General features: G+C 62.1%; 19 protein-coding genes. 14 read left to right on the forward strand and 5 right to left on the reverse strand.

Annotated features, from left to right (window positions below; translation table 11 throughout):
• Positions 1–5: 5 nt before the first annotated feature.
• From A9D15_RS11145 to A9D15_RS11155, 3 genes are all read right to left on the reverse strand, one after another.
• Entirely contained in the window at positions 6–1,526 is a 1,521-nt protein-coding gene (locus A9D15_RS11145; protein WP_066764971.1) for an ABC1 kinase family protein, read from the reverse strand.
• Positions 1,527–1,946: 420 nt separating this feature from the next.
• On the reverse strand, positions 1,947–3,878 hold the full coding sequence (locus tag A9D15_RS11150; RefSeq protein WP_066764973.1) for a cytochrome c/FTR1 family iron permease: 1,932 nt from the start codon (positions 3,876–3,878) through the stop codon (positions 1,947–1,949).
• Positions 3,875–4,513 carry a cation efflux transmembrane domain-containing protein gene (locus A9D15_RS11155; protein ID WP_066764976.1) on the reverse strand — a complete coding sequence of 213 codons (639 nt, stop codon included), beginning with the start codon at positions 4,511–4,513 and terminating at the stop codon, positions 3,875–3,877. The genes A9D15_RS11150 and A9D15_RS11155 overlap by 4 nt, the downstream gene beginning before the upstream one ends.
• Before the next feature lie 48 nt (positions 4,514–4,561).
• Between A9D15_RS11155 and A9D15_RS11160 the strand changes: the two genes are divergently transcribed.
• The 6 genes from A9D15_RS11160 (at position 4,562) to A9D15_RS11185 (ending at position 8,779) form a co-directional block, all read left to right on the forward strand.
• The gene (locus A9D15_RS11160; RefSeq protein WP_066764977.1) at positions 4,562–4,969 is read left to right on the forward strand and encodes a MerR family transcriptional regulator; all 408 of its coding nucleotides are present in this window, start codon (positions 4,562–4,564) and stop codon (positions 4,967–4,969) included.
• Positions 4,970–5,223: 254 nt separating this feature from the next.
• On the forward strand, positions 5,224–6,153 hold the full coding sequence (locus A9D15_RS11165) for an ArdC family protein (RefSeq protein ID WP_066764979.1): 930 nt from the start codon (positions 5,224–5,226) through the stop codon (positions 6,151–6,153).
• A gap of 11 nt (positions 6,154–6,164) precedes the next feature.
• Positions 6,165–6,605, forward strand: a complete 441-nt coding sequence (locus A9D15_RS11170) for a hypothetical protein (RefSeq protein ID WP_066764980.1) — start codon at positions 6,165–6,167, stop codon at positions 6,603–6,605.
• Positions 6,606–6,824: 219 nt separating this feature from the next.
• A complete protein-coding gene (locus tag A9D15_RS11175; protein WP_066764981.1) occupies positions 6,825–7,760 on the forward strand; it encodes a DUF2493 domain-containing protein in 936 nt (311 codons plus the stop codon).
• 70 nt (positions 7,761–7,830) lie between these two features.
• Positions 7,831–8,100, forward strand: a complete 270-nt coding sequence (locus A9D15_RS11180; RefSeq protein WP_066764986.1) for a hypothetical protein — start codon at positions 7,831–7,833, stop codon at positions 8,098–8,100.
• Between the two features lie 268 nt (positions 8,101–8,368).
• Positions 8,369–8,779 (forward strand): single-stranded DNA-binding protein, encoded by a 411-nt coding sequence (locus tag A9D15_RS11185; protein ID WP_066764988.1) that lies wholly within the window; start codon positions 8,369–8,371, stop codon positions 8,777–8,779.
• Positions 8,780–8,846: 67 nt separating this feature from the next.
• On the opposite strand, the gene A9D15_RS11190 is transcribed toward A9D15_RS11185, so the two are convergent.
• On the reverse strand, positions 8,847–9,173 hold the full coding sequence (locus A9D15_RS11190; RefSeq protein ID WP_244881976.1) for a DUF6437 family protein: 327 nt from the start codon (positions 9,171–9,173) through the stop codon (positions 8,847–8,849).
• Between the two features lie 286 nt (positions 9,174–9,459).
• On the opposite strand from A9D15_RS11190, the gene A9D15_RS11195 reads away from it, so the two are divergent.
• From A9D15_RS11195 to A9D15_RS11215, 5 genes are all read left to right on the forward strand, one after another.
• On the forward strand, positions 9,460–9,681 hold the full coding sequence (locus A9D15_RS11195) for a hypothetical protein (protein WP_034921513.1): 222 nt from the start codon (positions 9,460–9,462) through the stop codon (positions 9,679–9,681).
• A 729-nt stretch (positions 9,682–10,410) separates the two neighbouring features.
• Positions 10,411–10,743, forward strand: coding sequence for a hypothetical protein (locus tag A9D15_RS16275; RefSeq protein ID WP_082924436.1), 333 nt, complete (start codon positions 10,411–10,413; stop codon positions 10,741–10,743).
• Positions 10,733–13,045: a type IV secretion system DNA-binding domain-containing protein gene (locus A9D15_RS11205; protein WP_066764996.1), complete on the forward strand. Its 2,313-nt coding sequence runs from the start codon at positions 10,733–10,735 to the stop codon at positions 13,043–13,045. Before A9D15_RS16275 ends, A9D15_RS11205 begins: the two co-directional genes overlap by 11 nt.
• A 59-nt stretch (positions 13,046–13,104) precedes the next feature.
• Positions 13,105–16,029: a MobF family relaxase gene (gene mobF, locus A9D15_RS11210; protein ID WP_066764998.1), complete on the forward strand. Its 2,925-nt coding sequence runs from the start codon at positions 13,105–13,107 to the stop codon at positions 16,027–16,029.
• A 72-nt stretch (positions 16,030–16,101) separates the two neighbouring features.
• On the forward strand, positions 16,102–17,010 hold the full coding sequence (locus tag A9D15_RS11215; protein ID WP_066764999.1) for an HNH endonuclease: 909 nt from the start codon (positions 16,102–16,104) through the stop codon (positions 17,008–17,010).
• Positions 17,011–17,020: 10 nt separating this feature from the next.
• Here A9D15_RS11215 and A9D15_RS11220 read toward each other — a convergent pair whose 3' ends face one another.
• Entirely contained in the window at positions 17,021–17,656 is a 636-nt protein-coding gene (locus A9D15_RS11220; RefSeq protein WP_066765000.1) for a S24 family peptidase, read from the reverse strand.
• Between the two features lie 473 nt (positions 17,657–18,129).
• Between A9D15_RS11220 and A9D15_RS11225 the strand changes: the two genes are divergently transcribed.
• The 3 genes from A9D15_RS11225 to istB all read left to right on the forward strand — a co-directional run bounded on the left by A9D15_RS11225 (position 18,130) and on the right by istB (position 20,951).
• Entirely contained in the window at positions 18,130–18,579 is a 450-nt protein-coding gene (locus A9D15_RS11225) for a hypothetical protein (RefSeq protein ID WP_066765001.1), read from the forward strand.
• Positions 18,580–18,678: 99 nt separating this feature from the next.
• Positions 18,679–20,187 (forward strand): IS21 family transposase, encoded by a 1,509-nt coding sequence (gene istA / locus A9D15_RS11230; protein ID WP_082924210.1) that lies wholly within the window; start codon positions 18,679–18,681, stop codon positions 20,185–20,187.
• Entirely contained in the window at positions 20,184–20,951 is a 768-nt protein-coding gene (gene istB, locus A9D15_RS11235) for an IS21-like element helper ATPase IstB (protein ID WP_066761576.1), read from the forward strand. Before istA ends, istB begins: the two co-directional genes overlap by 4 nt.
• Positions 20,952–21,000 lie beyond the last annotated feature (49 nt).

Below are 21,000 nucleotides of genomic sequence, written 5' to 3' on the forward strand. Positions count from 1 at the left end.
ACGGCTTAATAAAACCAGGGCGCTATCGCCATGATCACGGCGCCTGAGACGATTGCAGCTGCAACCCAGCGAATGTCGGCACTCGCGCGGCTGCGATCCGAAGGCGATGAAGCCGGCGGCGTTCTGTCTTGCTCCAACCGGCGGATCGCTGTCCGGATCAGGCGCGGCGCATCATCTCCGATCTTGAGCAATTCCCAGGCGACGCCCTGTAGAACGGGAGCCCAGTGCTCGGGCGACAACCGCGCTTGCGCGATTCGAAACGAAGAGCGTCGCATGGCATGCGTCAGGTCGAAATCCGGTTCAATTTTCGACAACACGCCGTCCATCGTGATCAGCGCCTTGAAGATCAGGAGAAGATCGGGTGGTAACGTCATGCGCTCGTCGCGCATCAGCCCCAGAAAGTCGGTTACCATGGCGCCCAGAACCAATCGACCGCTGCCATGGCGCGCGATCAGCCGTTCGGATGCGGAGAGCACGCGGTCGGCCGGAACGTCGTCGCCCACTGACCACCGCGTCAGCACGTCGGCGAGCTGCGCGGGGCTGCCAGTGCTGAGCGCCTGCACGAAGCTGACGAATTCCTCTCTCCTGCGCGGAGATACATAACCAACCATGCCCAGGTCCAGCAGAGCTATATGGTTGCCCGGCAGGCAGAGAAGGTTCCCCGGGTGCGGATCGCCGTGGAACCGGCCGTTCACCAATATCATGTCGAGCACCATGTCGGCGCCCAGCGCTGCTACTCTGGTCGGATCGAGCCCTGCAGCGACCAGAGCCTGCGCATTGCTCGGCGGCACACCGTTTATGTAATCCATGACGAGCAACGTCTCGGACGTCCATTCCCAGTGGATTTCGGGCACAACGACGCTCGGCTCGTTCGCGAAATCCGTCCGCAGACGATCAGCATTGCGCGCTTCATTCGTGAAGTCGAGTTCCTCGACCATCGCGTCCGCAAGCTGCCGCATCATCCGGCTCGGTCCGAAGCGCTTGGCTTCGGTGCTGCCGCGTTCCGCAAGGGTCGCAATATGCGCAAGGAGCCGGATATCAGCCTCCACCCTCGGACGAATGCCGGGCCGGCGGATTTTGATCACCACCGCGCGCCCGTCGTGCAGCGTCGCACGATGGACCTGCGCCATGGAGGCCGCCGCCAGCGGTTCTGTATCGAATTCCGCAAAGGTGCATTCGGGCGCCTCACCAAGCGCCTCCTCGACAATCGGTCGCAACTCCTCGAAGGGAAGCGTCGGCGCCTTGCTATGCAATTGCTCGAGTTCGGCGATCCATTCCGGAGATAGAAGATCGGCGCGTGTCGCCAGGATCTGGCCGAGCTTCACGAAGGTTGGCCCAAGCTCTTCCATGGCAAGGCGGGTGCGCCGAGGCAGGCTATGTGACGACCCGTCGCCGGCATCGTCGCTGCCCGTCCGGTCCAGTCCTATCCGCGCCAGCAGAAGGCCGAGTCCATAGCGGGAAGTGACGCTGAATATTTCCTCCAGGCGCTTCCGGTCCCGGCGTGCGATACGAAGGGTCTTTAACATGGCTTAGCATATGGGCACGCTGCAGCTTCTGTTCCACAGCTAACTTGCTTGGGTGATCGCGCCCAATTGTCCAAGCGGAGAAAATCTGGCGTAGCTTATCCCACGTGGGGGTTGCGTTGCGGCCATGTTGTCCGCTGCACTGAAAGGCTATTTAAGGTCCAGCGACGTCGGCTTTCCACGCTAATTTTCGGGCGTCATCAATACGATATTGACTTCCCGAGTTCGACCGTCAGCACGCCTGCACTCGATGACAAATCATGGGCCGTTAGCTGCCAGTCTGAAATGGAGCGACTCCAGGCGATAGCCGACGGTCCGCTTCGCGTCCCGCTAACATCGCGCTCGCCTCATCATTAGCGAGGACGTTGTCAGTTTCCGGCATTCCAGCCCGCGTTTTGCCTCCTCTACCTCAAGCGGCACATGCTAGGCTGCCCTCGCTGTCTGCGCTGCCCGCCAATTCAGCCAGAACCCGGCTGCAAGGGCGGCGGCCGTGAGTATTTGCGCAATCACCGTTTCCCTCGTCGGGATCAGGCCAAGCATGTCGACGTGTGGAACGGCGAGGAACGGGGTGACATCGATGATCCCGCCTTCCTGCAGTCCCCCGATGCCCTTCCCGGCGAGCACCACGGCGAGGATCGCAATGAGGATCGAGCTGTAGGTGAAGAACGTCGAGATCGGCAGCTGCCGGCTGTAGCGCAGCATGGCGACCGCAATGATGGCCAGAAGAACGGTCGCCGCCACCGCGCCGCCGGCAACGGCGCCGCCGTTTCCGTCTGTCCAGAGCGCGGTGTAGAAGAGGATGGTCTCAAACACCTCGCGATAGACCACGACGAACGTCAGGCCGAACAGGAACCACAATGACCGCTGGGATAGGGCGGCGCTCATGCGTTCGGCAATGTAGCGCTGCCATGCACCCGCCTGTGCCTTGCCGTGCATCCAGATGCCCACCGAGAGGAGGACAATGGCCGCGAACAGGGAGCCGAACCCTTCCGTGAGCTCCCGGCTCGCCCCGCTGATGCTGATCAGGTAGGTCGCTGCGAGCCAGGTGGCGGCGCCCGCCAAGAGAGCAGCGATCCACCCGCCATGAACGTAGCGCATGGCGTCCTGCCGCTCGGCCTTCCTGAGGAAGGCCATCATGGCGATGACGATGAGCAAGGCCTCGAGACCTTCGCGAAGCAAAACCGTGAAGGCCCCGATGAAGGACGACGCCGAACTGGCGTTTTCCGGCGCCATTTCCGTCTCGGCGTCGTCTAGCAGCCGCAGGACTTCGTCCACCTGCTGACGCACATTGCTCACCGGCTGCTGATCGTCGATCCTCGAGCGCAGCTCGGCCATTGCGGCTTCGATCGAGCGCATCAGTGCCCCGTTGCGCGCGGTCAGGATCGGCTCCACCGGCTCGAAGCCGTCGAGATACGCGGCGAGGGCGAGATCCTCGGCGCTGGAGAAATGACCCACTTCGTATGCAGCCAAGGTCTCTTGCAGCCGGTCCCGCGCAATACCGAGTGAGCGTTCCGCGCCGCTGCCAAGGACTTGCGGCTTTCCGCGAAGGAATGCCGTGAGGGCAGTGCCCTCAGCCGAACCGAGGCTTTGCTCGAGTTGCGCTGTTGTGAGGCTGACGAGCGCTCGCATGTCAGGCACGGCCGCTTGCGCCCGAGGGTTGGCCCAGACCTGCTGGCCACGGGCGGCGAGTTGCTCGGGGTAGGCATACCGCCCCACGTGGAAGGCCAAAGCCCAGCGGTCCTCCACCGGAAGATGGGCAAAGGACTCCATGGCGGTGCCCTCAAGCCCCTGTTCGATCACCTGGTAGAGCGCGAACACGCTCCGCTCTCGCGCCCGCGCCCGATCTGTAAAGTCGATCGGCGGCGGGTCCATGCCTGCCGACTCCAGCCCGCGGCCGTTCCCGCTTGCACCATGGCAACTCGAGCAGTGCTCCGCATAAAGGGCCGCGCCCCGGGCGAGATCTGGCGCCCCGGGAGGGGCAAGGGGCACCGGATAAGCTGCGAGGAGATCGCGCCCGAGCGCGCGTGCCGAGATGGCCACCTGAAGTGGAGGCGCTTTGGCGGCGATGATGTCCTGTAGTGTCTCGGCCTCGCTGACGAGCGACGCACGTGCTGTCGTGGGCGGGAGTTGCGCCAGCCGCTGCCGCACACTGGCCGAGAACTCGACCATCTCGACATACTCGGCCTCGTTGATGACACGGCCCTGCGCAACGGCTCCGGAGTAATCGACCGCGATGTAGTCGAGCAGCCGCCAGATGGTTTGCGCAGGGGCGGTCTGTGCATGGGCCGGCGAGACTGCGGCAAACGCAAGCAGAACCATCAGGAACGCCTGGCGCAGGAAGCTCGCCGGCTTCATCGCGGCTCGCTCAGCTCCTTGCGAGCATCGCCGATGATCTCCCAGGCCGAATGGAGGAACACGACCGCGATCGCGGCCGCAACGAGGAGGTCCGGCCAGGCGCTTTCGAGCCAGAACACCAGCCCGGCCGCGATGATCACGGCCACGTTGTTGATCGCGTCATTGCGCGAGAACAGCCAGATCGCCCGCGCCTGTGCGTCGCCGCCTTCACGAAACTTCGCGAGGACCAGCGCCGCTGTGACGTTCACGGCCAGAGCCGCGATGCCGATGCCCCCCATCAGTTCGGCTTCCGGCGGCACCGCGTTCATCGCCCGCCACACGGCCATGCCAAGCACCCACACGCCGAGTAGCGCCAGGAAGATGCCCTGGGTGAGCGCGACCTTGGCCCGGGTCCTTTCAGCCCACGAGAGCGCGAGCAGACCGACGAAGGTGATCGAGCCGTCGCCGAGGAAGTCGAGGGAATCTGCCTTCAGCGCCTGACTGTCGGCGAGGAAGCCGCCGACCAGCTCGATCAGGCCGAAGCCCACATTGAGGATGACGACGATCCATAGCGCCCGGCGATAGGCCGGATCTTTCGCTGCTTTCTGCGTGTCGCCATGACAGCCGCAGCCGGATTCCTGGTTCGAATCACTCATGCGGGAGCCTATAGAACCTCCAGTCACTGGAGGATCAAGGGCGAGGCGATGGCGAGGCTGATGATTGGGGACCTGGCACGGCGGACGGGGACCAAGATCAACACGATCCGTTTCTACGAAGAGATTGCGCTGATGCCTCGGGCAACCCGGACCGATTCTGGCCGCCGCACCTATGATGAAGACGATGTCCGGCGGCTCGGCTTCATTCGCAATGGGCGGGAGCTCGGCTTCTCGACCGACGAGCTGCGGTCCCTGATCTCACTATCCGAGCAACCGGAGAGGGACTGCGGCGCCGCTGCTGCGATCGCTCGAAACCACCTCGCCGACGTCGACGCGCGGATTGCAAGGCTCCTCCGACTGCGGGAGGAGCTGCAGCAAGTCGCGACCACCTGCGAGGGGGGCCGAATGGCCGATTGCCGTGTTATCGATGGGATCGCTGATGGTGGCGTCTCTTGAGCTCGCCGCGGGTTCAGGAGAACGGGCGAGTATGATCGTTCTGCTGCGACTGGGCGCAGACCTGCCTCAACGGGACGACCACTTACCCACAGCAGACACTCACAGCTTTCGTTGTCGGCTGCTTCTGAACCGCGCGATTTAGCGACCGAATGTCGCACTTTAAGGCGCATAACGGTCATCATTGAACGAGAGGAGAGGGAGCTTTGCTCTTCCTGAGCCGGGACATTTTCGCCCCGGTCATCAGGAGAACTCCCATGACCAAGTCCCGCCGCATTGCTTCGACATCGCCAGCCCAGCGAATTACCGCCGCAATTATCGAGAAACTCGAGCACGGCACAAAGCCCTGGGTCAAGCCATGGCGCGGTGTGCCCGTCTCGCGGCCGTTGCGCTCTTGCGGGACGCCCTATCGCGGCATGAACACCTTCTGGTTGTGGATGGTGGCCGATGGCTGTGGCTACGCCTCGCCCTACTGGATGACGTACCGTCAGTGTCAGCAGCTCGGCGGACAGGTCCGCAAGGGTGAGAAATCGACCATCGCGATCTTCTACAAGAGCTACACCAAGGAGGTCGAGAACGCCGAAGGCGAGGCCGAGACCGAGAACCGGCGCGTGCTCAAGGCCTATGCCGTGTTCAACGCCGACCAGTGCGATGGCCTCCCCGAGTTCTATCATCCCAAGCCGCTGGTTGCCGCGCTGGAGCCCGAAGGGCGCGAAGAGCGGCTTGATGTCTTCTTTGCCCAAGTGGGCGCCAACCTGCGCCATCATGGTGCGCAGGCCTATTACGAACCGCTGCCCGACCGCGTCACCATGCCGCCAGCCGAACTCTTCGAAGCCTACGACCACTACTACGCGACACTCGCGCACGAGCTGTCGCACTGGACGGGGCATTCCTCGCGGCTCGACCGCGATCTCAAGAACCGCTTCGGCAGCGAGGCCTATGCTGCCGAGGAGTTGATCGCCGAACTGTCCTCGGCTATTCTCGGCGCTGAACTGGGGCTTCCGGTCACCCACCTCGACCATCACGCCAGCTACATCGCGTCCTGGCTCAAGATCCTCAAATCGGACGAGCGCGCGATCCTCACCGCCGCGGCCAAGGCCGAAGAAGCGGCCAGCCTGCTGCTCGGACTGGGCGGATACCAATCAAGCGAAAGCGAGGCCGACATCGATCTCGCTGATGCAGCCTGAGGAGCAGTGAGATGGGACGTTCCGTCAGCTATCCGACCGGCTCCACGGTGGCGTTTCGCCTGCTTGATGAGAGCGAAGACGAAGATATTGACTGGGCCTACGAATGCCTCGTCGAAGAGGTCATCGATACCACGAAGGCGGCCTTTCCTTCCTTTGAACGCATCGAAGGATGGCGCGGCCGCGAGGACCGCATCCTCCTTCGAAATGCCTTCGCTGATTGCGGCATATCGACCTATTGCGGGCTCGCCGCGATCTGGCTCGCCGAACGCGACGATGCCCGATACTGGGAGGCGGATTTCTACATCCCACGAACGGCAAGGGCACGGCACTGGCTCGCCCAGGTGTCAGGAACGTTCATCGACCTGTTCGGCGAGCTGCGCATGGTCGGTCGCTTCTCGAATGGTGAAGCGATCTTCGAGCGCTCCCGATCCGCCTGCGACACCGGGTGCTGATCCTGCCTCATCCCTGACCGCCGGCAGAGGCCCTTGGGCCGGTCGGGGCGTGCCGCAACCTGCGGCCCGTCGGCCCGTGTTGCCCGCGCCAGCCTAGGGCCGCAGGTTTCCCGCTACGCGGTGCGGCACGCCCCTTGTCCCGGCCCTGATCGGGCTCCGGCGGACAAGGCCGAGGCAATGGTGCCTCCTCTCCTTGTCCCAGCGATCAGGAGACACCCCATGTACGACAGCTTCATCGACCAATTGAACGGTCTCGATCTCTCAGGCCTCAGCATCAGGCCAGCCCCATTCAACTCAACCGACTTTCCCTGCGAGGATGCAATCGACCAGACGCTTGGCGCCGTCTGGTCCGACCTTTTCGCGATGTATTCCGACACGGCCCTGGAGGCTGATGCCGAGGACATAGCCTGGGGCGTGGTCAATCTCTTCCACCGCGCTGCAAGCCGCAAGTCAGCTCAGCTTGATCGGGCCGGCGACGAGATCCGGGCCCTCCTCGCATCCGCCGATGGATCCGAGGTACATTCGAGCAATCTGGAAGAACAGATCGAGCGCGCGCAGGCTGCCGAAGCCAGCATGCTGGCCTTTGAGCAGATGCGCGAGGCGGCGGCAGCACTCTACCGCGACGAGACCGGGTCTTCGTGGAAGCCTGTTTCTGGCTCGCGCACGAGCCATTCGCGCCACCTTACCTCGGCTGTGATTGATGCCCGCGATTTCCTCCGCGCACGCGCCGAGAACCGGCGTCATGCCCTCATCCCGGAGGGAACTCCAATCGTCTTCGCCGGTGGTCGCCAGAGCTTCGAGAGCGCCGAGGACGCGCGCACCTATGCGGACAACATCTGGGCGACGCTGGACAAGGTTCGCGATGTGGTTCCCGATCTCTTTCTGGTCCATGGCGGCGACGGCAAGGGAGCTGATCGCCTGGCAGCGAGTTGGGCTGAACGTCGCGAAGTGCAGCAACTGACCTACTCGCTTGATCGTCGGCTTGGTGCCCGCGCCGGGTTCAAGCGCAACGAGCAGATGCTCTCACTCAATCCGCGTTATGTCGTCGCCTTTCCGGGCAATGGCGTCACCGAACGACTGGTGATCGATGCCAAGACGCGCCGGATCACCGTGGTCGATCGTCGCGGCCTCTTGGGCACTTCTCCCGGGTCCTGAGGGGCCCTTCATCATCTGCATCTGAATTGCCTGGATGTGCATTCGGCGCCGACCCGACTATGGACCGGTCATGCAACTTGACGATCTGCTGCAGCGCTACTTTGCCACAACCGACCTCTCCGGGGTTTCTCCCGACACCTTTGCAGCCGGCATCGAGTATTGCCGGGTCGATCTCGGCCTTGAGGAGGACCGGGGCAAGCGCTTTGCGCTGTGGTCGTTCCTGCACATGTTCGGGTCCGCCCCCGATCTCGATGTGGCGTTCGAGAACGAGGAGGATCGGGAAGCAGCCCGCAACTTCATGGATCTCCTGGCAGCATCGGAGGGTGATGGGGCAGGCTGATTGCATCAGGGTCTTGGCACCTTCAGACCCACACCCGACACCCATCCGGCTTTCTTCGCGAACAGTCCTGAACCAGGTCAGCTGAGGACAGCAACCCGTTCCTTTCCGGCCGTGTGGTCGCGCTTCGCGCGCCTGCCCGCACCACCCGTCATGAACAGGTTTCCCTTGGAGCTTCGCTCCTGCGGTGCAGTCCTCCCATGCCCTGCTTCTTAGGCAAGTTCGCAAGCCGGAGATGGTCTCCGGTTTGAGGAACCGAAGGACTTACACCATGACCAATATCGCAATCCTCACCGGCCGCATCGCTCGCGATCCCGACACCCGCGAGACCAAGGGCGGCACCAATGTCACCGGGATTACCGTCGTCACCGATCGCCCCGCACGCGACAAGGATGGCAAGACCTACAAGGACGAGAACGGCTACACCGCCAAGGAAAGCGAGTTCCACCGGGTGACCTGCTTCAACGGCCTCGCCAAGACCGTCGGCCAGTATTGCTCCAAGGGCCAGCTGGTCAGCGTCCAGGGCCGCATCCACTACACCCAGTGGGAGGACAAGGACGGGGTCACGCGTTACGGCACCGAGATCCTCGCCGACAAGATCGACTTCCTCTCCCGCGGTAACGGCCAAGGAGACGACACCGGCGACGACAACGACAACACCGACGCTCCCGATATCGACTGACATCGATCCCGGCCGTGCCCCCTACGAAGAGGCTCTGCCGCAAGCGGCAGGGCCTCTTCTTCTGTGCTTACTGGGTTCCCGGCTCTGCATTCGAGGCACGGGTTGAACCGCGCCCCGTCAGTTTCTCGATCGCGGCATCCTCGCCGAGTTTCCCGAGTTCTTCGGCAACCTTCCTCAGGCCCTTCTTCGAGAAGCTTTCAAGGCCGCTTCCCAGGATGATTTCGCCGAGTTCTCTCGCCGCTTGCACTTCGAGCTCGCGTTGTTTGGCGTCGAGCGCCTCGCGGTCTGCTTCGAGCTTTTGCAGGGCTGCAATCGCGCTCCTGTTTCGGGGCATGTTACCTGTCCTTTTGTCCCCCTCGGATTTGCTCCCTGGTTGTCTCCATGCCTGCGTCATCGGGGTGTAGGAAAGGCAATTCGCATGCAGCAGGCGTTCGATATTGGGGCGGAGGTGGTGGGTCCTGGCTCACGGTTCTCCAAGCATGATGGCCTTGCGCCTCCCGCCTCAAGGACGGCGGGGCCCCACCATTTTGTTCGCCACCGGATTGCATCCGGCAGCGAACAAAATCGTTACCCCCACCGCCGCTATCGCGGTCGCCCATTCGGGCGATCCCTGACCCGGGATGCACAAGACCATCGCGCGCACCTCCTGTCGTCTCACGACAGAAATCAGGAGGATTATCATGGCTTATTCGATGCATTGCGCCGTTGCGTCCCGGAGCTATTTCGAGGCTCTGGAAACAGCCGAGAAGAGAGCGTTGCACAGCTTCTTCGATCAGCACGTTATCGAGGATGACGAGCTCGGGTATTTTGCCCTCGACGAGGGTGACTACAACATATTGCCAGCACATCTCGCAGCGCGGGTGGTCCACACGGTCCACGGCGGCATGCTCGACGAGTTCTGAGACTACCGACAGGGCGGGAACCGGGAACGGTTCCTGCCCTTTTTTCTCGTTCGCCGGCTAGTCCAATCAAGCACAAAACCCGGTTCGGTCGGTTGCTCTGACGGTCGCCCACCGCAATGCGGCGGCGCCCGATAAATGGAGCGGGGCTGTGGACGCACTCTGTCCCGCGCATCTTGCGATGCGCTCCTGAGGGTGCGGCGTAATTGGTTCTTGGGCCCCGCGCGCACTTGCGAACCGGCACCGGGTCGGGCGGCGGGAAGCTGGGCACGCGACATGCCCCGCTTGCCTTGCTTCCCACGCGCCCTTAGCCGCTGCCTCTTTCGCAGGTGCTTTCTTTGGCTGGAGGCGTCGAAATGCTCTCGATCTGCATCCGAGGAGGTACCAGGCCTGGTTGCTCGCGCTCCAACATGGAGATCGGGAAAGGTCGTCCTTGATCAATCCCGCTTATTGCCTGGACCACCTCGCGCACCTGGGAACGAGGGAGCACACCCTACCCCGCGATTTCGGGATTTATCCCTCTGGTATTGCTGAAGAATGCGGCTTTGGGCGAAATCAACCCGTCTGCGAGTAGAGCGGCTTTGCGCTGATCCGCAGACAACTCGCATCTCTCTACAACGCTGAAATATAGTCTGAATCTTTCGATTGACTGCGAGTTGTTCACGATTTATTCTCATCGGCACCTTCCGCAAGGTGAGCCAGGTTCCGTCGGCCCGACAAGGAACCTGTTTCATGACCCGACAAGATCGGCTTCAGACATTCGTATCTCTCTCCGTTGGTAACTGGGTTCGCCAGTGTGCCGCGGACCATGGCGTCAGTGTCAGCATCTTCATCCGCGACCTCATCGTCGCGGCGTGGCAGCGCGATAACGAGGCGAAGGACCGGCCCGCAGGGCTCGATCCCGCGCGCCAGGCTATCTTCATTTCGGTGGCGCTCGATGCGCTTCTGGCCAGCCATTCTGACGCGAGTTTGCGCGACCGTACTCACGAGGCGTACCGGCGACGCCTCGAGCGTCTTGGCCTCCTCGTCAACGCGAACATGGGAGGCCATTCCCATGAAGCATAATCTACTGAACTTCACCCGCGGGAGCCAGCTGCTCGGCCACTTCGGTTTCATGTTTGCAGCGGGGCTGAAGGGCCCTCTGATTGTCACCGGCCTTGTTGCGGTCGGCACCTGTTACTGGGAAGTGCGGTCGGCTCTGAGCGATCACCAGATCTACCTGGTCTGGATGCATATCTACGCCAGTCTCTATGCCTTCATGGAGTTCGATCCGGCCAAGCTGGTCAACCTTGAATTGCTTGACGGCGAAAGGGTCGGCCTCCCGTTTGGCATCGTTCGCGAGTTCCCGCCGATGCGCGAGGCGGTCGCGGAATTTCGTTCGGCAGTGAAGCAGGGATTGCTCGTCTCGGCGGTGCTGTTGATCCCGGCATTCGTGTTCTTCTGGTGGTTCGCCGAGCGCTTTGGCGGGCGGTCGAAGGAGCGCAAGCACGAGCGCGGTGCAATGCTTGTTTCGCTCGACGAACTCGAAGAAGAAATCGAGCGTCACAACAAGGCATTCCGGGCCGAGGAACTGGGACGCAAGTTTGGCTGGAAGTGGCGGCTTGCGAGCTCGTCGGCGCTCGCCGAAGCGGGCCACTACCAACCCGCACATCTCGCCGGTGTAAGCTGGCCCTGGCGGCTCGAGCAGAGCCACGCCATGCTCATTGGCACGACCGGAACCGGTAAGACCGTGGCGCTCACCGAACTTGTTGCCGAAGCGCGTGAACGCGGCCAGCGCGCGGTCATTTTCGACCTCACAGGGGCTTTCATTGAGGCCTTCTACGATCCTGCACGCGACATCATTCTCAATCCTGTCGATGTGCGGTGCCCGCTTTGGAGCGTGTTCAACGACTGCACAACGGAAGCCGAGTTTCATGCTGCCGCTGAAGCGCTCGTGCCCCATGACGGGGGTGGTTCAGAACAATTCTGGGTGCTTGCGGCGCGCATGCTGTTTGTCGAGATGTGTCTCCATCTTGCCCGTACCGGCACGGGAACCAACGAGGCGTTGGCACGGCGGCTGATGACCGCTGACCTGTCCGAAGTTCACAAGCTGATGCGCGGTACCATGGCCGATCCGCTGACCGCCCCGGAAGCGGCCCGCATGGCGGAATCGATCCGCGCGGTATTCAATGCGAATGCGAAAGTGCTCAAGCTCTTGCCCTCATCCGGACCGCGTTTTTCGGTCCGTGACTGGGTCAAAGGCGACTGCCAGGCAGGCTCGATCCTGTTCCTCTCTGCCCGCTATGTCGACATGAGCATCTCCTCGCAATTGCTCACGCTGTGGCTCGACACGGCGATGAATACGCTGATGACGCTCGAGCGCACGCAGGACCTGCGGATGTGGTTTCTGATCGACGAACTCGGCGCCCTTCACCGACTACCGGCCCTCGAAAAGGGGCTGCAAACCGCGCGCAACTTCGGCGGAGCGATCGTCACCGGCGTGCATGCGTTTGCCAAGCTCAAGGAAGTCTACGGTGAGAACATGGCCATGACCCTGTCCTCGCTTGCGCGCACCAAGCTCATCCTGGCGACAGCCGATCGCGAAACGGCGACCTGGTGCTCCGATTTCATCGGCCACCGGCAGGTGCGCGACATGGAAGAAGGCTACAGCTACGGGTACAACAATGCGCGCGACGCAGTCAGCCTGACCCCCCGGCGGCAGATCGAGCCGTTGCTCCTGCCCGACCAGTTCATGAACCTTCCGCGGCTGTCAGCCTACATCAAGTTTCCCGACGGATTCCCCGCTGCGCCGGTCTCGCTCATTCCGCGCACACGTGGTCGTATTGCCGAGGGATTCATCGCCCGCGAGAAACGGCTCGTAAAGCCTGGCCAGGGTCCGGCGGCAACGACGCTCCAAGCAAAACCGGGTTCGAAACCGAATGACGAGCATCCCGCCTCGAACGATGACGGTGCTGGTAAGCCTGTCGATTTAAGGCAGCTCAAACTCGACCTGGAGGGGCAGCGCCGCGTCGCCGATCAACTGCAGGATCGGCAGGAGCTTGTGCCGCTTGAAAAGTTGAACGCAGGGCGCGCTTCTGGTGATCTCGGTGCCGAAACCCGCTCCGATGCTCATCTGGATGCAGGTCCAACGCTACCTCTCGCCGCATTAAGAACCGGTGAGGATGCACCAGCAGTAGACGCGGAACAGCATCTGTCCGAACCAGGAACCGCCAGTGATGACGCAGGTGAAAAGGATGGTTCGAAGCCTCAAGCCCGTTCGGCTGCAAACGGGCGCCAGCCTCTCACACCGGTCGAAAAAGACCTACGCGAAGGCGCGGTCGCAGATCCTCCCGAAAAGGATTTCGGCGAGTTCGAGCCCGACATGTGAAGACGAAATGGGGAGGGGTTTACCGGCCGCGGGGGGAGCCGTGACGAGGACCAGGCAAAATGCTTTCAGTCGCCAATGTGCGCTCCCCTTCGGCTGCTGCGAGCTATTTCGCGGCAGACAATTACTACACCGGCGCCGATGCCGATCGTTCCGGAACCTGGGTCGGGAAGGGAGCGGAACGACTTGGTCTCGAGGGCCGCGTCAGCGCCGAGCGGTTCGATGCCTTGCTGCGGGGAGAACTTCCCGGTGGTATCCAGGTCGGCAATGCGGGCCAAGCCCACAGGCCGGGAACCGACCTCACATTCTCACTCCCGAAAAGCTGGTCGTTGCTTGCGCTGGTGGGTGGCGACCAGCGGATAATCGATGCCTATCGCGAGGCCGTCATCGAGACCTTGCGCTGGGCAGAAAATAACGCGGCGCAGACCCGGATGGGCAGTCAGGCTGGCTACGGGAAGGTCGCGACAGATAACCTGACGATTGGTCTTTTCCAGCACGACACCAACCGCAACCAGGAGCCGAACCTGCATTTTCATGCGGTCGTGGCAAATGTCACGCAAGGCAGCGACGGGAAGTGGCGCGCGCTTCGCAATGACAAGCTTTGGTCGTTCAACACCCTGCTCAACTCGATGACCATGGCGCGCTTTCGTCTGGCGGTCGAGAAAATGGGCTACGAAGCAGGGCCGGTTGGAAAGCATGGCAATTTCGAAGCAGCGGCCATTGCTCGCGGGCAGGTCATGGCCTTTTCAACGCGGCGCGAAGAAGTCCTCGACGCGGTACGCCAGCTGGGCGAGAACACCCCGAAAACTCGCGACATCGCCGTGCTCGATACAAGGAAAAGCAAGGCGCCCGTCAGGGACCGGGACGGCCTTCTCGATGCATGGCGGCAGAAAGCCCAGGAAGTCGGAATTGACCTTGCCGGCTTGATCGATGCGTCGCAGATGCGGGCTGCAACGAAGGACATTCCCAGCTCGAAAGAAGGAAGCCTCCTTCAGCGCGGGATTGCGAAGCTGAGGGAGTTCGCGCAGCGGATTAAGGGCGATCCGGCTGATCCACTGATCCCTGCCCATGTCCTCAAGCAGGATGCGCCGACCATTGCGGCTGCACAGGCCGTGGCCTCTGCGGTGCGTCATCTCTCGCAGCGCGAGGCTGCCTTTCCTCGTGAGGGATTGCTGAAGGCGGCGCTCGATTTTGGGCTACCGACGACGGTGGGCCACGTCGAAACCCGTGTGAACGCACTCGTCAGAAGCGGTGCTCTCGAGCCCGGCAAAGGCGAGCACAGAGGCTGGCTGGCGAGCCGGGAGGCGCTAGACCTTGAAAGCACCATTCTTGCGAATGTCGACCAGGGACGAGGTGCGGTGTCGCCCATCCTGGATCGGACGGACGCTGCAGAACGGGTTCAGGCTGTTGCTGCGATCAACCACGGAATTTCGCTCAACGAAGGGCAGGAGGATGCGGCGAGCCTTGTGCTCTCATCGCGTGACAGGATTGTAGCGATCCAGGGCATTGCCGGGGCGGGCAAGAGCAGCGTGATGAAGCCTGTTGCCCAGCTGCTTCGCGAGGAAGGCAAGCAGGTACTGGGGCTCGCCGTGCAGAACACGCTCGTCCAGATGCTCGAGCGCGACACCGGCATCCGTTCGATGACCATCGCCCGCTTTCTCGCGCATTGGGGCAGGCTTCTGCACGAGCCGGGAAATGCCACGTTGCTGAGTGAGGTTCGGAGCGCGCTCGGAGACCATGTCCTGGTGCTCGACGAGGCGTCGATGGTATCGAACGAGGACAAGGCCAAGCTGGTACGGCTGGCTAACCTTGCCGAAGTCCATCGTCTGGTTCTCGTCGGCGACAAGCGACAGCTAGGCGCCGTCGACGCCGGTAAGCCCTTCGACCTCGTCCAACAGGCCGGGATCGAGCGCGCCAAGATGGATGTGAATCTGCGCGGCCGCGATCCCATCCTCCGGCGAGCCCAGGCCGCCGCGCAGGAGGGACGCATCGACGATGCGCTCCGGGTGCTTGCTCCTTCAACCATCGAGGCACGCGGCGACAGTGCGATTGTTGCTGCCGAAAAGTGGCTTTCGCTCAGCCCGGCGGATCGGGATCGGACGTCGATCTACGCGTCGGGACGGGCCTTACGGTCTGCGGTCAACGAGGCTGTCCAGCGCGGACTTAGGGCCAACGGCGAGCTCGGCCCACGATCGGGCCGGATGACCGTTCATTCGCGGGTGAATGTGACACACGAGGAGCTGCGATACCTTCGCACTTACCAACAAGGCATGGTCCTCAACTTTCGCTCGCGCGACAGCACCCAGAAACTCTCCAAAGGCGACTACACCGTCAAATCCATCGACCATGCGCGCAAGCAGCTCGTGCTTGAGGACAGGAAGGGGCGGATTCGTAAGTTCAATCCCGCGCGTTTGCGGCCGGGCGCAGACGAAAGCCGGCTGTCGCTCTTCGAACGCAAATCGCTGTCCATCATCGAGGGTGACAAGATCCGCTGGACCGACAGCGACCACAAGCGCGGGCTGTTCAACGCCGACCAGGCGAGGATCGTGGCCATCGACACAAAGGGCGTCTTGGTAGAGACATCAGCGAGCAAGGAGCTCCGCCTGAGCCGCGGCGACCCCATGCTCAAACGCATGGACCTCGCCTATGCCCTCAATGCACATATGGCGCAGGGACTGACCTCTGATCGCGGGATCGCGGTGATGGACAGCCGCGAGCGCAATCTCGCCAACCGGCAGACTTTCCTGGTCACGATCACGCGGCTTCGCGACGGCCTTACGCTGATTGCAGATAATGCCGAGAAACTCGGCCGGGCCATCAAGTCCAACAGCGGCGAGAAAGCTTCGGCACTTGAAGTAACGAAAAGGCTCAAGGCGGCAGCGGCCAAGGGGCTTTCGCAAGACAAGGATGTTGGCAGCGCTTCGCCTCAAAGTGACAAGCCCGAACTGACAAAGGAAAGGGTAAAGCCTTTCGAAATCGGCATTTGATCACCGACAGCCTGGACGATTTCAGCGTTACCAGGCACGATACGTGTTCGATAGAAGTGCGGAGCGTTGCCGGTGAAGGGTGTTTTCGAGATCAGCGGCAACTCGCGCTACGACGACCTCATCACCGAGCGGTATCATTTCCCCTCACAGTATCTATCCGAAGCACGCCAGCTCGAGAACGATTGGATCCTCTACCGCGAAACTCGCGTATCGGGCGGCCGGATGGCCTACATCGCGACTGCTTTCGTTGAGCGGATCGATCCCGATGAGGCCGATCCAACCCATTACTATGCGCGAGTCAGGGACTATCTACCCTTCGATGATGCGGTCTCCTACCGCGATAAGGACGGACGCTTTGCCGAACGCTTCCTTCGCGAGATGGCCCGTCCGGGCGATGCCGGAAGGACGCTGCGCGGCAAATCGGTGCGCACGCTCGATGGCGATGATTTCGTCGCCATCGTCAATCAGGGCCTGAGCGAGACGCTCGACCCGGACAACCGGATCAGGCTCGAGCTCGACGAGCGGTACATCGACGATGCAACTGCCGCGCTCCTTGCCGATGATTTTGGCGAACGCCGTATCGAGCAGATCCTGGTGAACAAGAAAATCCGTGCCGCCAGTTTCCGCAATCATGTTCTCGACGCTTATGACAGCACCTGCGCCGTCACGGGATTGCGGATCATCAATGGTGGCGGGAAAGCGGAGGCACAGGCGGCCCATATCTGGTCTGTCGCAGATGGCGGACCTGACGTTGTACCCAACGGCGTGGCGCTCTCTGCTACGGCCCATTGGCTGTTCGACCGACATCTCATCACCTTCGATGACAACCTGTGCCTGCTCGTATCGCACAACAAGGTGCCGTCCGACCTGTTGAAGCTCTTCCCGCCTTCAGGACAGAAGATCAGGCTTCCGGTCGATCCGCGGGATCACCCCCGTCCGGACTTCGTTGCCAAGCATCGCGCGCGTTTTGCGGGGTTCTGATCCGGTAGGATCAGACAGCGCGTCCGAACCAGATGACACGGCCGACCACCTGGATCTCGGACCGGTCGACATCGTCCCAGCTAGGATAGGCCGAATTGTCGCTGCTGATGGTGATCTTGCGACCACCGGGCTTGAGTGTCACGCGCTTGACCACCAGCGCGTCGTCGGCGCGCAGGACGTAGATACCGTCGCGTAGCCGCGAGCCCTGGTCAGACGCATCGACCAGCACTTCGTCGCCATCGCTGAGTGTCGGCTCCATGGAGTCGCCCAGGACGTGGATGATCGAAAGGCTGGCGCTCTTTGCCCGGGTCAACCGGCCAAGCCAGCGTTCGTCGAAACCAAAGCGGGTATGGGCGGTCTCGCTTTCGGCAATCGCTCCGAAGCCTGCCGACGCATCGACATTGAGCACGGGTATCTCGATTAACCCGTCACGCATTGGCACAGGCGGTCCGCCAAGCACTTGCTCGTCGACCCCGAAGAAGCTGGCAAGCGTGCGCCGGTCATCGTCATCCAGTTTGCGAGGCGAGCCGCGCTTGATGAACTGCTGAATGTAGGACGAGTTTCGTCCGATCATCCGCGAGATCGAGGAATATCCGAGCCGTCGCTGCTGGATCAGGCGATCGAGCTCCTCTCTGACATGTTCCATCGTGTCGTTCCTTCTGACGGTCTCAGGAGAGAAGGAAATCTCCTAGACTCGATGGAACCTTCCTACTAAGAACAAAACAGGAACACAAGTGCTGAGTGATTCGAGGAAGGCCATGAAATTGCTGGATCGCATTGAGCGTCATTTGAAGGAATCGCACATGTCGGCGACACGGTTCGGTCGTCGGGCGGTTGGCGATCCGCGCTTCGTGCTTGACCTACGAGCTGGTCGCAGGCCGCGTAGAAGGACTATCGAGAAGGTGGAGTACTACCTGAAAACAAGAAATCCGCTTCAATAGATCTTCGAAATTCACGAAATTCTCATGGGTTTGTCGCAACCTGCCTTGGCGCGAGCTCTGCGGTCCGATACCGTCTGGCTCATTCAGGGTTTCTCCGTCCGGTTGCATTTCGCAAGCTTGGCCAGCTTCCGCACCGGTTCGCAGGAGCCCGTTACCTTTACGGGCTTCTGGGGGCTGCATGGAAATTACCGAATGGCTTGGCCATGGGCTGATCTACTTCTTCACGGAAATCCCCCTCATCGGCGATGCGATGGCGGCATTTCTGGCGATCGTGCTGATCGGAACAGCATTCGCAATCGCGTACCGTTACAAGCGGCAATATCATGCCCCTCTTGCTGATGCGATCGACGCCCGCGTTCGCCTGCTCGACGAGATAACCGGCGGCAGCACCGCCGATGTCGATCAGGCGCGCCTCGAGTTCGCGCGCCGCTTCAATGATATCGACGCCCAGATGATGGAGGCGAATGACGCTGAGGCGCTTCCGCTGCGCAGAACCTGGGAGGAATATCGCGAAACGATCGTCGATCCCTCTGCCGATGTTCTCCAGAACTCCGCTCGTCCCGAACACTTCTTCGTCAATCTTGGCGACCGTCATCGGGGGCTGATGAGAACGGCGGTGCAAAATTAGGCCACGGTAGCGGCGGCGCAGTGCTGCTGCGGGCGGCGTAAAAGTCGTCCACTTTTCCCTTTTCGCGAAGCTGGCGAGGAGGGATGAGGGATTTACACCGTGGAACTTTACCTGAGGGTTCGTCTGGCGTGTTCTGAAGGGATGAGCCAGCGCGAGGCAGCGAAGCATTTCAACATATCGCGCGACACGGTTCGCAAGATGCTGTCGTATTCGGTGCCGCCCGGTTACCGTCGCAGCGCCCCGGTGCGGCGACCGAAGCTGGAAGCGTTCATACCGATCATCGATGGCTGGCTGGAAGGGGACCGGTCGGTTCCGCGCAAGCAGCGCCATACGGCGAAGCGTGTGTTCGACCGCCTTCGCGCAGAGCATGGCTTCACCGGCGGTTACACGATCATCAAGGATTACATCCGGGAGCGGGTTCAGCGCAGCCGGGAGATGTTCGTGCCGTTGGCGCACGCCCCCGGCCACGCACAGGCTGATTTCGGCGAGGCTCTGGTTGAGATCGGCGGTGTGGAGCAGAAGGCGCACTTCTTCGTGCTCGATCTGCCGCACAGCGATGCCTGCTACGTGCGGGCCTATCCGGCGGCCGTTGCCGAGGCGTGGATGGACGGCCACGTTCATGCCTTCGCGTTCTTCGGCGCGGTACCGCTCTCGATCGTCTACGACAACGATCGCTGCCTGGTCTCTAAGATCCTTCCTGACAGCACGCGGCGGCGCGCGAGGCTGTTCAGCGCCTTTCTGTCGCACTACCTGATCCGCGATCGTTACGGCCGCCCTGGCAAGGGGAACGACAAGGGCAGCGTGGAAGGTCTGGTCGGCTATGCCCGCCGCAACTTCATGGTCCCGATCCCCCGGTTCGCGACATGGGAGGCGTTCAACCTGTGGCTCGAGGAGCAATGCCGCAAACGGCAGAACGATCGGCTGCGCGGCGAGAACGAGACGATCGGCGAGAGACTGCAACGCGATCTGGCGGCGATGCAGGACCTTCCGGCATCGCCGTTCGAGGCCTGTGACCAGACCAGCGGCCAGGTCTCGTCGCAGGCGCTGGTGCGCTACCGGACCAATGATTACTCGGTACCGGTACGCTTCGGCCACCAGGAAGTATGGATCAGGGGCTATGTCGGCGAGGTGGTGATCGGCTGCCGGGGCGAGGTCATTGCCCGTCATCCCCGCAGCTATAGCCGCGAAGACGTGACCTTCGATCCGGTCCATTACCTTCCCCTGATCGAACAGAAGATCAATGCCCTCGATCAGGCCGCGCCCTTGCAAGGCTGGAACCTGCCCGAGGCGTTTGTGACGCTGCGCCGGCTGATGGAAGCGCGCCTGAACCGTCATGGGGGCAAGCATGGCCGGCGCGAGTATGTGCAGGTGCTGCGCCTGCTGGAAAGCTTCACGCTTGCCGATCTGCATGCCGCGGTGAAGCAGGCCCTTGATATGGGCGCGATCGGCTTCGATGCGGTGAAGCACCTTGTATTGTGCCGGGTTGAACGCCGGGTGCCCAGACTGGATATGGCGATCTATCCCTACCTGCCCAGGACGAGGGTGGAGACGACATCGGCGCGCTCGTACATGCGGCTGTTGTCGGGCGAGACGAAGGACGCGGCATGAGCAGCCCGGCTCCCGAACTGCTGCTCACCAATCACCTCAAGACGCTCAAGCTGCCGACGTTCCTGCGTGAGCATGACAAGCTGGCCCGGCAATGCGCGGCAGAGGGCGTGGATCATGTCCGCTATCTTGCCCGGCTTGTCGAACTGGAACTGATCGACCGGGAACGGCGGATGGTCGAGCGCCGGATCAAGGCCGCGCGGTTCCCGGCGGCCAAGAGCCTCGACAGCTTCGATTTTACCGCCATCCCGAAGCTCAACAAGATGCAGGTGCTCGAACTGGCGCGCTGCGAATGGATCATCCGGCGCGAGAACGTCATCGCCCTTGGCCCGTCAGGAACCGGCAAGACCCATGTCGCGATCGGCCTGGGCCTCGCGGCCTGCCAGAAGGGTCTGACAGTCGGTTTTACCACCGCGTCCGCGCTGGTCAGCGAAATGATGGAAGCACGCGACGAACGCCGCCTGCTGCGCCTGCAAAAGCAGATGGCCGGATACAAGCTCCTCATCATCGACGAGCTGGGGTTCGTTCCCCTGTCAAAGACCGGCGCGGAACTGCTGTTCGAACTGATCTCGCAGCGTTACGAGCGTGGCTCGACGCTGATCACCAGCAACCTGCCGTTCGACGAATGGACCGAAACGTTCGGTTCCGAGCGCCTGACCGGCGCGCTTCTCGACCGGCTTACCCACCACGTCAGCATCCTGGAAATGAATGGCGAGAGCTATCGTCTGGCCCAGAGCCAGGCACGAAAAGCACGCCCCAACCCCTGACAGAAATGACAATCCGGGTGTTGGCGACCCCCGCTCGGGCTACGCCCTC

The sequence above is a fragment of the Croceicoccus pelagius genome, assembly GCF_001661915.1.
Classification (GTDB): Bacteria; Pseudomonadota; Alphaproteobacteria; order Sphingomonadales; family Sphingomonadaceae; genus Croceicoccus; species Croceicoccus pelagius.

What these genes read in the sequence shown, in the direction of transcription:
- A9D15_RS11225 (WP_066765001.1), top strand. Translation starts at nt 18,130, where the DNA reads ATGGAAATTACCGAATGGCTTGGCCATGGGCTGATCTACTTCTTCACG.
- A9D15_RS11150 (WP_066764973.1), bottom strand. Translation starts at nt 3,878, where the DNA reads ATGAAGCCGGCGAGCTTCCTGCGCCAGGCGTTCCTGATGGTTCTGCTT.
- A9D15_RS11185 (WP_066764988.1), top strand. Translation starts at nt 8,369, where the DNA reads ATGACCAATATCGCAATCCTCACCGGCCGCATCGCTCGCGATCCCGAC.
- istB (WP_066761576.1), top strand. Translation starts at nt 20,184, where the DNA reads ATGAGCAGCCCGGCTCCCGAACTGCTGCTCACCAATCACCTCAAGACG.
- A9D15_RS11195 (WP_034921513.1), top strand. Translation starts at nt 9,460, where the DNA reads ATGGCTTATTCGATGCATTGCGCCGTTGCGTCCCGGAGCTATTTCGAG.
- mobF (WP_066764998.1), top strand. Translation starts at nt 13,105, where the DNA reads ATGCTTTCAGTCGCCAATGTGCGCTCCCCTTCGGCTGCTGCGAGCTAT.
- A9D15_RS11165 (WP_066764979.1), top strand. Translation starts at nt 5,224, where the DNA reads ATGACCAAGTCCCGCCGCATTGCTTCGACATCGCCAGCCCAGCGAATT.
- A9D15_RS11190 (WP_244881976.1), bottom strand. Translation starts at nt 9,173, where the DNA reads ATGACGCAGGCATGGAGACAACCAGGGAGCAAATCCGAGGGGGACAAA.
- A9D15_RS11205 (WP_066764996.1), top strand. Translation starts at nt 10,733, where the DNA reads ATGAAGCATAATCTACTGAACTTCACCCGCGGGAGCCAGCTGCTCGGC.
- A9D15_RS11145 (WP_066764971.1), bottom strand. Translation starts at nt 1,526, where the DNA reads ATGTTAAAGACCCTTCGTATCGCACGCCGGGACCGGAAGCGCCTGGAG.
- A9D15_RS16275 (WP_082924436.1), top strand. Translation starts at nt 10,411, where the DNA reads ATGACCCGACAAGATCGGCTTCAGACATTCGTATCTCTCTCCGTTGGT.
- A9D15_RS11180 (WP_066764986.1), top strand. Translation starts at nt 7,831, where the DNA reads ATGCAACTTGACGATCTGCTGCAGCGCTACTTTGCCACAACCGACCTC.
- A9D15_RS11220 (WP_066765000.1), bottom strand. Translation starts at nt 17,656, where the DNA reads ATGGAACATGTCAGAGAGGAGCTCGATCGCCTGATCCAGCAGCGACGG.
- A9D15_RS11170 (WP_066764980.1), top strand. Translation starts at nt 6,165, where the DNA reads ATGGGACGTTCCGTCAGCTATCCGACCGGCTCCACGGTGGCGTTTCGC.
- A9D15_RS11160 (WP_066764977.1), top strand. Translation starts at nt 4,562, where the DNA reads ATGGCGAGGCTGATGATTGGGGACCTGGCACGGCGGACGGGGACCAAG.
- A9D15_RS11155 (WP_066764976.1), bottom strand. Translation starts at nt 4,513, where the DNA reads ATGAGTGATTCGAACCAGGAATCCGGCTGCGGCTGTCATGGCGACACG.
- A9D15_RS11175 (WP_066764981.1), top strand. Translation starts at nt 6,825, where the DNA reads ATGTACGACAGCTTCATCGACCAATTGAACGGTCTCGATCTCTCAGGC.